This window comes from Aeromicrobium sp. (genome assembly GCF_014378035.1).
GTDB lineage: Bacteria > Actinomycetota > Actinomycetes > Propionibacteriales > Nocardioidaceae > Aeromicrobium.
Genome location: NZ_JACMOM010000063.1, coordinates 1 through 9788, shown reverse-complemented (window position 1 = coordinate 9788; position 9788 = coordinate 1). Strand labels below are relative to the sequence as shown.

Sequence of the window (9788 nt, the reverse complement as noted above, 5' to 3'; positions counted from 1 at the left end):
TGCTCGACCTCGTCGATGATGCGCAGAGCTGGGAGGAGACCGTCGACCTCGCGAAGAAGCTCGAGACCGCCGGTGTCTCGATCCTCAACACCGGCATCGGCTGGCACGAGGCGCGCATCCCCACGATCGTCACCTCGGTACCGCGTGGAGCATTCTCCTGGGTCACCGCCAAGCTCCGGCCCGAGGTGTCGGTGCCGGTCGTGGCGTCCAACCGCATCAACACCCCCGAGGTCGCCGAGGAGATCATCGCCTCGGGGCAGGCTGACCTCGTGTCGATGGCCCGGCCGCTGCTGTCCGACCCGTACTTCGTCACCAAGGCTGCCGAGAACCGGGCCGACGAGATCAACACCTGCATCGCGTGCAACCAGGCCTGCCTCGACCACACGTTCCAGAACAAGCGGGCGAGCTGCATGATCAACCCGCGCGCGGGCCATGAGACCTCACTCATCCTGCTGCCGACCCGGTCGACCAAGCGCATCGCCGTCGTCGGGGCCGGGCCGGCCGGCCTCGCCGCCGCCACCGAGCTCTCGGGGCGCGGGCACGACGTCGAGCTGTTCGAGGCGCTGCCCGAGGTGGGCGGGCAGTTCCGGCTCGCGATGGCCATTCCGGGCAAGGAGGAGTTCAGCGAGACGATCCGCTACTACTCGCGCCGCATGGAGATCAACGGCGTCACGCTGCACCTCGGCACCCGGGTGACAGCAGATGAGCTGTTGGGTTTCGACGAGGTCGTGGTGGCCACCGGTGTCGAGCCGCGCATCCCGTCGATGCCAGGAATCGAGCACCCCACGGTCGTGAACTACCAGGACGTCATCCGGCACGGGGCGAACGTCGGCCGGCGCGTCGCGGTCATGGGCGCTGGCGGCATCGGGTTCGACGTCTCGGAGTTCCTGCTGCACGAGCCGCACGAGTCGGTCGAGCACTGGATGGAGCGCTGGGGCATCACCGACCCGGCGCTGGAGCGAGGCGGCCTCGGGACGAAGATCAAGGCTCCGCCCCGTCGAGAGGTGTTCCTGCTTCAGCGCAAGAACACCGAGATCGGCAAGGGCCTCGGCAAGACGTCCGGCTGGGTGCACCGCACCACGCTCAAGGACTCCGGCGTCGAGATGATCAAGGGCGTCACCTACGACCGGATCGACGACGACGGCCTGCACATCACGATCGCGACCGGAAAGAACACCGCCGAGTCGCGGGTGCTCGCGGTCGACACGATCGTGCTGTGCACAGGGCAGGAGTCGGTGCGCGACCTGATCGCGCCGCTCGAGGCGGCCGGCAAGCCCGTGCACGTCATCGGCGGCGCCGACATCGCGGCAGAGCTGGACGCCAAGCGCGCCATCAAACAGGCCACCGAGCTGGCGGCCCGGCTCTGACGATCGGGAATCGTTGCGGGCCGGAACGGGTTGAAGCCCTGATGTGACCGCCCCCTCGCCGACCCGCGCCTCCGTCGGCCTGCGATCCGCACGTGGGCCGATCTTGCTGGCAGTCATGCTGTCGACGGGTCTCGTCGCCATCGATGCCACGATCCTGGCCACCGCGGTGCCGTCGATCGTCGATGACCTTGGCGGCTTCACGCAGTTCCCGTGGCTCTTCTCGATCTACCTGCTCACCCAGGCGATCTCGGTGCCGCTCTACGGCAAGTTCGCCGACTTGGTGGGCCGCAAACCGATGATGCTGCTCGGCATCACGATCTTCCTGCTCGGGTCAGTGCTGTGCGGTGCAGCCTGGAGCATGACCTCGCTCATCATCTTCCGGGCCGTCCAGGGACTCGGGGCCGGCGCGGTGCTGCCGATCGGCCAGACCATCATCGGGGACATCTACTCCGTGGCAGAACGGGCCAAGGTGCAGGGCTACCTCGCCAGCGTGTGGGGTGTGTCGTCCGTCGTCGGACCGACCCTCGGCGGCGTGTTCTCCGACTACCTCTCGTGGCGATGGATCTTCTTCGTCAACATCCCGATCGGACTCGCAGCCGCGATGGTCCTCGGACGCCGCTTCACCGAGAAGGTCGCCCACCAGAAGCACTCGATCGACTATGCCGGGGCGCTGCTGCTCGCAGCCGGCGGCTCGCTCCTGGTGCTCGGCCTGCTCGAGGGCGGCGTCGCGTGGGCCTGGGCCTCACCCACGAGCATCGCGGTGCTGGCCTCCGCCGCGGCCTTGATCATCGCGTTCGGGCTCGTCGAGCGTCGCGCCGCCGAGCCGATCCTGCCGCTGTGGGTGTTCCGCCGACGAGTCCTGGTGGGCGCCAGCTCGGCGAGCCTCGTCGTCGGCGTGCTCCTGATCGGCCTCACGTCGTACGTTCCCCTGTACGCCCAGGGCGTCCTCGGCAGGGGCGCGATCGTGGCCGGTTTCGCCGTCGCCGCGCTCACGCTGGGCTGGCCCATCGCCGCTGCCCTGTCGGGACGCCTCTACCTCCGCTTCGGCTTCCGCGACACTGCCTTCTTCGGGTCGTCCTTCGTGATCGTCGGCGCCGGTCTCCTGCTCCTCGTCGGACCTCAGAGCTCCGTGTTGCACCTCGCTGCGGCGTGCTTCGTCGTCGGCATCGGCCTTGGCTTCATCGCCTCGCCTGTGCTGGTGGCGGCGCAGTCGTCGGCAGACTGGCAGACCCGGGGCGTCGTCACCGGCACGACGATGTTCGCCCGGTCGGTCGGCAGCGCCCTCGGCATCGCGGTGTTCGGTGCCGTGGCCAACGCGGCGGTGGCCCGACAGGTGGGTGGGTCGCACCCGGACCTTCAGAACCTGCCGGCTCGCATCCTCGATCCGTCCATCCATGAAGTGTTCATCGGCGCAGGGCTGGCCTCGCTCGTCATGGTGGCCGCCATCGCGATCATGCCGCGACGCACCCCTGGCCTCAGCTGAGGCCAAACACCGTCGGGCCGGTCGATCTGCGTGGGCCTGGCCCGCGGCCGCCGTCGTGGTCAGCGGCCTCATGACGCCTTCTTGGTCATGCTCATGACCCGCTGAGCTCGAAGGCGATACGGTTTCGTCGTGAGCTGGGTCATCGGGTGAACCGACGAATCGTCCTTCTCCGCGCGGTCAACGTCGGCGGCGCCACCCTGCCGATGGCCGATCTGCGGGAGATCGCGCAGCATCTCGGCGCAAGACACGTCTCGACCTACATCGCCTCGGGTAACCTGATCGCCGACGTGCCGGGCAGCGCGTCAGCCTTCGACCGGGCGCTCGAGCAGGCCGTCGAGGAGCGCTTCGGGTTCTTGCGCGACGTCATGTCCCGCACCCCCGACGAGCTGGCGCGGGCGCTCGAGGCGCATCCGTTCGCCGTCGTCGAGGCCCGGTACTCCTACGTCAGCTCCCTCACCGGCACACCCACCTCGGCCGCCATCGCGAGGGCGCGAGCCTTCGACACCGGCGATGACGAGTGGACCGTCATCGGCTCAGACCTGCACATCCGCTATGCCAACGGCGCCGGGAAGCCTCAGATGAAGACCGACTCGGTCATGCGCGCACTCAGCACGCCGGGCACCGCCCGCAATCTCAACACCGTGCGCAAGCTGATCGAGCTCGCTGGCTGAGGACGTGGGCGTCCGGTCCCGATCAGCGCTGGTCGAACGGGCGCCCACGTTCAGGGAAGCGTGAGTCACCGGGGGTACGTACGCTGGTGCCGTGGACGATCGTGCGTGGCGGCAACCCGAACCGGCCGACATCGCGCGGACGCGCAGGGTGCTTGGCGATCGCCGCCTCCTCGTGCTGGGAGGCGCCGGCCTGTCCACCGACTCGGGCATTCCTGACTACCGCGGCCCAGGATCGCCTGCCCGCACGCCGATGACGTACCAAGAGTTCGTGCGGACGCCCGAGGGCAGGCAGCGCTACTGGGCGCGCGCGCACGTCGGCTGGGGCCGCATGAGCTCGGCCGAGCCCAATCGCACCCACCACCTGCTTGCCGCGATGGAGCGCGAGGGCCAGCTCCATGGGCTCATCACCCAGAATGTCGATGGGCTGCACGAACGCGCCGGGCATCGCCGCCTCGTCGACCTGCACGGCCGCATCGACCGGGTCATCTGCCTCGCCTGCCACGACCTGACCCCGCGGGCCGATCTCCACCGCCAGCTCTGTGCGCTCAATCCTGGTTATGACCTGCGCACGGCAGACAGTGCACCCGACGGTGACGCCATTCTCGACGACACCACCGGCTTCGTCGTCGCACCGTGCAAGTCGTGCGGCGCCGAGCAGCTCAAGCCCGATGTCGTCTTCTTCGGCGAGAACGTCCCGAAGGAGCGGGTCGAGCAGTCATACGCATGGGTCGAGGAGGCCGAGGCACTCGTCGTGCTCGGATCGTCGCTCCAGGTCATGTCAGGGTTGCGGTTCGTCCGTGCTGCCCACAAGCGGGCGATCCCGATCGTCATCATCAACCGTGGCACGACCCGGGGCGACGACCTCGCCACCGTCAAGCTCGAGTCAGGCTGCGCCGAGACGCTGACCTCCCTCTCGTCCCCCACCTCGGCGGTGGGTTAGCGTCCCCACCCCTCCTCGGCGGTGGGGTCAGGAGAGCTGGCGGAGACGGACAGACTCAGGCAGCGCCGCAAGCTCCTGCAGCACCTCGGTGCCGACCTCGGCCGCGACGTCGGTGAGCACGTAGCCGATGTCACCGCGGGTCGACAGCGACTGCGCCTCGATGTTGACGCCGTGCTCGCCGAGCAAACCGTTGATCGTGGCCAGCACGCCGGGGGCGTTGCGGTGCACGAGGGCGAGCCGGTGCTTCGAGCTGTCGGACGGCAGGTTGATCTCCGGCATGTTGACGCTCAGCGACGTGCTGCCGAACGACGCATAGGCCCGCAGCTTGGACGCCACGAACCGGCCGATGTCCTGCTGGGCCTCCTCGGTGGACCCACCGACGTGCGGCGTGAGGATGACGTTCTTGAGTCCGCGAAGATCAGACTCGAAAGGGTCGCCCTGCCGCTTGGGCTCGACCGGGAAGACGTCGATGGCGGCGCCCGAGATGTGTCCGGACTCGAGGTGCTCGCGCAGTGCCGCGGTGTCGACCGCGATGCCACGCGACAGGTTGAGGAACATCGCCCGCGGCTTCATCTGGCTCATCTCGTCGGCGCCGAACAACCCAGCGTTGCCGGGGCGTCCGTCGACGTGCAGCGTCACGACGTCGGAGATCTGCAGCAGCTCCTCGATCGTCGAGCAGCGCTGGGCGTTGCCGAGGGCCAGCTTGTCGTCGATGTCGAAGAACACGACCTTGAACCCGAGGGCCTCGGCGATGACCGACAGCTGGCTGCCGATGTTGCCGTAACCGACGATGCCGAGTGTGCGGCCGCGCACCTCGTGGCTTCCGGCTGCCGACTTGTTCCAGATGCCGGCATGCATGTCGGTGGACTTTTCATGCAGGCGGCGCGCGAGTGAGATGATCTCGGCGATCGCCAGCTCGACGACGCTGCGGGTGTTGGAGTACGGCGCGTTGAAGACCGCGATGCCACGACTCGTGGTGGCGGCCAGGTCGATCTGGTTGGTGCCGATGCAGAAGGCACCGATGGCGATCAGGTCGGGTGCGGCATCGAGGACTTTCTCGGTGATGTAGGTCGTCGACCGGATACCGAGCAGGTGGACGCCTGCAATGGCCTCGATCAGCTCGTTCTCGCTGAGCGCGCTGTCGCGGGTCTCGACCTGGAAACCTTTGCCCCGCAGGAACTCGACCCCGTTCGGGTGGATGTTTTCCAGCAGCAGGACGCGGACATTGCTGTCCTCGAGCCGTTCGGCCGGGAAGGGCGTGGTGGGTGTCATGGTCATCATCATTCTCGGTTGCCTCCAGTCAGCAAACATCGGCTGACGTGGGGCCCAGGCGAACGGTCCCGATGTCGTGGTTGCAGCCGCTCCCCGGTGGTATCCACCTCAACGCCAGTCGCGGCCAGCTTCGCTCATCGTAACGGCTCCCGCCGGGCGGCGCCGCACCATCGTTCAGCGTGGGTCGATCCCGGTGAACTGCGCAAGCAGCTCGGCGGGCACCTGCTGGTCGAGGTTCGCCAGGCGTACCTGCCCTTGAGAGATGAGCTTGCCCTCTTGGTTGACCGAGTCGAGGTGCCACAGCTGCTGCGACCTGCCGCGGTGGATCGGCGTCGCGGTGACCGTGATCGTGTCGCCGACCTTGGCCTGGCGGATGAAGTCGGTCGAGTTGTTCGTGCCGACCACGATGCCCCTGTCACCCAGCCAGATCTGCCCGGCCATGCTCGCTGTCGACTCGTGCACCGCGCAGTAGACGCCGCCGTGCGGAATGCCGAAGGGTTGGAGGTGGTGATCGCCTATCGTGAAACGCACGACCACCTTGTCTGCGGAGGCCTCGACGTGCTCGACGCCGAGCATGCCGTCCAGTCCGGGGATGTCAGTCACCCCCCGACTCTAGGTTCGGGCTTGTGACTCATACCCCTAGGGGGTATCATTGGCGTATGAGACGACTCGTGAGCCTCCTCGCCCTCCTTCCATTCTTCGCGCTCGCCGCATGCGGCGGGTCCTCGGACCACAACGACGCCGACGTCACCTTTGCCCGGGACATGGTTCCCCACCACCAGCAGGCCGTGCAGATGGCTGACATGGTCGCTGGCGCCGGCGCATCGCCGGACGTCGAAGCACTCGCCAAGCAGATCAAGGCAGCGCAGGCCCCGGAGATCGACCAGATGAAGGGATGGCTCGACGACTGGGACGTCAAGACTGGCGGCATGGGCAACATGGACATGGGTTCAGACGGGATGATGGGCGGCTCGGAGATGAGCCGCCTCGGTCAGGCGACCGGAGCTGGCTTCGACCGGCTCTGGCTGCAGCTCATGACGAGGCACCACGAAGGTGCCATCACGATGGCGAAGACAGAGATCAAGGACGGCTCGTCGAGCGACGCCAAGGCACTCGCCAAGAAGATCATCGCCGCGCAGGAGAAGGAGATCGCCACGATGAAGGGGCTGCTCGGATGACTGCCACCGTCGTGCCCGGCTACTCCGACGACAAGGTCGCCGTGCTCAAGCGGCTGCGACGGATCGAGGGCCAGGTGCGTGGCCTGATACGCATGGTCGAGGACGACACGTACTGCATCGACGTCCTCACCCAGGTGTCCGCGACGACCAAGGCGCTGGAGGCGGTCGCGCTCAAGCTTCTCGACGAGCACCTGGCGCACTGCGTCGTTGACGCCGCCCGGGCTGGCGGCGAGGAAGCCGACATCAAGGTCAGAGAAGCGTCGCAGGCAATCGCCCGCCTCGTCCGTTCGTGAGAGGACCATCATGACCACCGAGACCTACCGCATCGTCGGCATGACCTGCGAGCACTGTGTCGCCGCCGTCACCGAAGAGATCCGTGCGCTCGACGGTGTCACCCGTGTCGACATCGACCTGGTTGTCGGCGAGACGTCGACCGCCACCGTCGACAGCAGCACTCCCCTCGACGCAGCACGGGTGAGCGGAGCGATCGAGGAGGCGGGCTACGCCATGGCGACCGCCGCCGACCTGCCACCAGTGTGAGCACGCTCAGGCTCGACATCGGCGGCATGACCTGCACGTCGTGCGCCATGCGGGTCGAGAAGAAGCTGAACAAGCTGGATGGCGTCTCGGCCACCGTCAACTACGCCACCGGCAAGGCCACCGTCGAGACCGATGAGGGGGTGGAGGCGCAGACCCTGCTCGACACCGTGGCGAAGACCGGCTACACCGCCTCCGTCCGCCCGCCTGCCGGACAGCCAGCTGTCGCGGCTGGCGACTCGCACGCAGAGCACGACGATCTGCACAGCACCGCCTCGCTGCTTCGCCGGCTCAGAGTGTCGGCTGCACTCGCGTTGCCCGTGGTCGTGCTGTCGATGATTCCCGCGCTGCAGTTCGACAACTGGCAGTGGCTTGCCCTCACTCTCGCCTCGCCGGTCGTGGTGTGGGGTGCCTACCCGTTCCACCGGGCAGCCCTCGTCAACGCCAGGCACGGCGCCGCCACGATGGACACGCTCGTCAGCGTCGGTGTCGGCGCGGCCTTCCTGTGGTCGCTCTGGGCCCTCTTCCTCGGCGACGCTGGCATGGTCGGCATGACGATGCAGATCACCTGGTTCGCCGGCGCCGGCGGTCACGACGAGATCTACCTCGAGGTGGCCAGTGCGGTCACCGTGTTCATCCTGGCCGGCCACTACCTCGAGGCCAACGCCAAGATGCAGTCGAGCGCCGCACTGCGGGCCCTGCTCGATCTCGGGGTACGCGATGTCACTGTCCTGCGTGGCGACCGGGAATCGACGATCCCCCTGGCAGACCTGCTCGAGGGCGACCGATTCGTCGTCCGGCCCGGCGAGAAGATCGCCACCGACGGGCAGGTCGAGCAAGGTTCCTCCGCCGTCGACGAAGCGATGCTCACCGGGGAGTCGGTCCCCGTCGAGGTCGCCCCGGGCAGCGCAGTCACCGGGGCGACGATCAACCAGGGCGGACGACTCGTGGTGCGCGCGACCGCCGTCGGCGCTGACACGCGGCTTGCCCAGATGGCCAGGCTCGTCGAGGAGGCGCAGGAGGGCAAGGCGGATGTGCAGCGCCTCGCCGACCGCATCTCGGCGTGGTTCGTCCCCGCCGTCATCGTGCTGTCGCTGGGGACGCTCGCGGCGTGGCTGCTGCTCGGCAGCTCCGTCACGTCCGCCTTCACCGCGGCGGTGGCCGTGCTGATCATCGCGTGCCCCTGCGCCCTCGGGCTCGCCACCCCGACCGCGCTGATGGTCGGCACGGGCCGCGGCGCGCAGCTCGGCATCCTGATCAAGGGCCCCCAGGTACTCGAGTCGACCCGGGCGATCGACACGATCATGCTCGACAAGACCGGCACCATCACCACGGGTCGCATGAGTGTCGTGTCGGTCGACCCCGCACCCGGCGTCGATGCCGCAGAGCTGCGTCTCGTGGCTGCCTCGCTCGAGAGTGGCTCCGAGCACCCCATCGCCCGCGCCGTCGCCTCGTTGGCCGAGCCCGACCCCCTGACGGAGTTCGAGAACTACGCAGGCTTTGGGGTCACCGGCAGCGTCGGTGGCCGCGCGGTGGTCGTCGGACGTCCGACCTGGCTGCGGTCCATGGGGCTGGACGTCGCCGAGCCGCCTACCGGCACGACCGTCGCGGTCGCGTGGGACGGCGCAGTCCGAGGCACCATCACGGTGACCGACACGATCAAGCCGTCGTCTGCCGACGCCGTCCGCGACCTACGGGCCCTGGGCCTCGAGCCGGTGCTGCTCACGGGCGACAACCGTGCAGTGGCCGAGGCCGTGGGGGCGCAGGTCGGCATCGACAGGATCATCGCGGAGGTCACGCCCGAGGACAAGCTGCGCGCGGTCAACGAGCTCCAGGCCGAGGGGCGGGTCGTCGCGATGGTCGGCGACGGGGTCAACGATGCCGCCGCCCTGGCCGGTTCAGACCTCGGCATCGCCATGGGAACCGGAACCGACGTGGCGATCCAGGCGTCCGACCTGACCCTCGTCAAGGGCGATCTTGCGACCGCGGTGGACGCCGTCCGTCTCTCGCGGGCAACCTTGCGGACCACCAAGGGCAACCTGTTCTGGGCCTTCGCCTACAACGTCGCCGCCATCCCGTTGGCCGCCGCCGGGTTGCTCAACCCCCTGCTGGCCGGGCTCACGATGGCCTTCAGCAGCGTGTTCGTCGTGACCAACAGCCTTCGCCTGCGCCGATTCGCACCGCTCGGACCGCGCTGATCAGGACTGCGCTGATCAGGACTGCGCTGACCAGGACTGCGCTGATCAGGACTGCGCTGATCAGGACTGCGCTGATCAGGACTGCGCTGATCAGGACTGCGCTGATCAGGACTGCGCTGATCAGGACTGGCGGGAGCTCGTG

The 9788-nt window shown here is 68.1% G+C and carries 11 protein-coding genes and 1 riboswitch; of the genes, 8 read left to right on the top strand and 3 right to left on the bottom strand.

Translation table 11 applies throughout. From position 1 onward, the window contains the following. The 4 genes from H7290_RS03455 to H7290_RS03440 form a co-directional block, all read left to right on the top strand. The coding region (locus tag H7290_RS03455) for an FAD-dependent oxidoreductase (RefSeq protein WP_290512620.1) at positions 1-1367 on the top strand (1367 nt) is incomplete at its 5' end. 43 nt (positions 1368-1410) lie between these two features. Further along, the gene (locus H7290_RS03450; protein ID WP_290512619.1) at positions 1411-2850 is read left to right on the top strand and encodes an MDR family MFS transporter; all 1440 of its coding nucleotides are present in this window, start codon (positions 1411-1413) and stop codon (positions 2848-2850) included. 146 nt (positions 2851-2996) lie between these two features. After that, on the top strand, positions 2997-3521 hold the full coding sequence (locus tag H7290_RS03445; RefSeq protein ID WP_290512618.1) for a DUF1697 domain-containing protein: 525 nt from the start codon (positions 2997-2999) through the stop codon (positions 3519-3521). Between the two features lie 91 nt (positions 3522-3612). Continuing rightward, complete coding sequence (locus H7290_RS03440) at positions 3613-4461, top strand: NAD-dependent protein deacetylase (protein WP_290512617.1); 849 nt, start codon at positions 3613-3615, stop codon at positions 4459-4461. Positions 4462-4488: 27 nt separating this feature from the next. Here H7290_RS03440 and serA read toward each other — a convergent pair whose 3' ends face one another. Next, on the bottom strand, positions 4489-5733 hold the full coding sequence (gene serA / locus H7290_RS03435) for a phosphoglycerate dehydrogenase (protein WP_290512616.1): 1245 nt from the start codon (positions 5731-5733) through the stop codon (positions 4489-4491). A gap of 45 nt (positions 5734-5778) precedes the next feature. Beyond that, positions 5779-5865, bottom strand: a riboswitch (ZMP/ZTP riboswitch). A gap of 42 nt (positions 5866-5907) precedes the next feature. Further along, positions 5908-6336 carry a PaaI family thioesterase gene (locus H7290_RS03430; protein WP_290512615.1) on the bottom strand — a complete coding sequence of 143 codons (429 nt, stop codon included), beginning with the start codon at positions 6334-6336 and terminating at the stop codon, positions 5908-5910. 56 nt (positions 6337-6392) lie between these two features. On the opposite strand from H7290_RS03430, the gene H7290_RS03425 reads away from it, so the two are divergent. The 4 genes from H7290_RS03425 to H7290_RS03410 are packed head-to-tail and all read left to right on the top strand — an operon-like array spanning position 6393 to position 9646. Then, entirely contained in the window at positions 6393-6911 is a 519-nt protein-coding gene (locus H7290_RS03425) for a DUF305 domain-containing protein (protein WP_290512614.1), read from the top strand. Positions 6912-6922: 11 nt separating this feature from the next. After that, positions 6923-7204: a metal-sensitive transcriptional regulator gene (locus H7290_RS03420; protein ID WP_366927592.1), complete on the top strand. Its 282-nt coding sequence runs from the start codon at positions 6923-6925 to the stop codon at positions 7202-7204. A gap of 10 nt (positions 7205-7214) precedes the next feature. Beyond that, complete coding sequence (locus tag H7290_RS03415) at positions 7215-7451, top strand: heavy-metal-associated domain-containing protein (protein ID WP_290512612.1); 237 nt, start codon at positions 7215-7217, stop codon at positions 7449-7451. Beyond that, complete coding sequence (locus H7290_RS03410; RefSeq protein ID WP_290512611.1) at positions 7448-9646, top strand: cation-translocating P-type ATPase; 2199 nt, start codon at positions 7448-7450, stop codon at positions 9644-9646. The genes H7290_RS03415 and H7290_RS03410 overlap by 4 nt, the downstream gene beginning before the upstream one ends. On the opposite strand, the gene H7290_RS03405 is transcribed toward H7290_RS03410, so the two are convergent. Then, positions 9579-9788: hypothetical protein (locus H7290_RS03405; RefSeq protein ID WP_290512610.1), on the bottom strand; the 210-nt coding region annotated here is incomplete at its 5' end. The genes H7290_RS03410 and H7290_RS03405 overlap by 68 nt on opposite strands.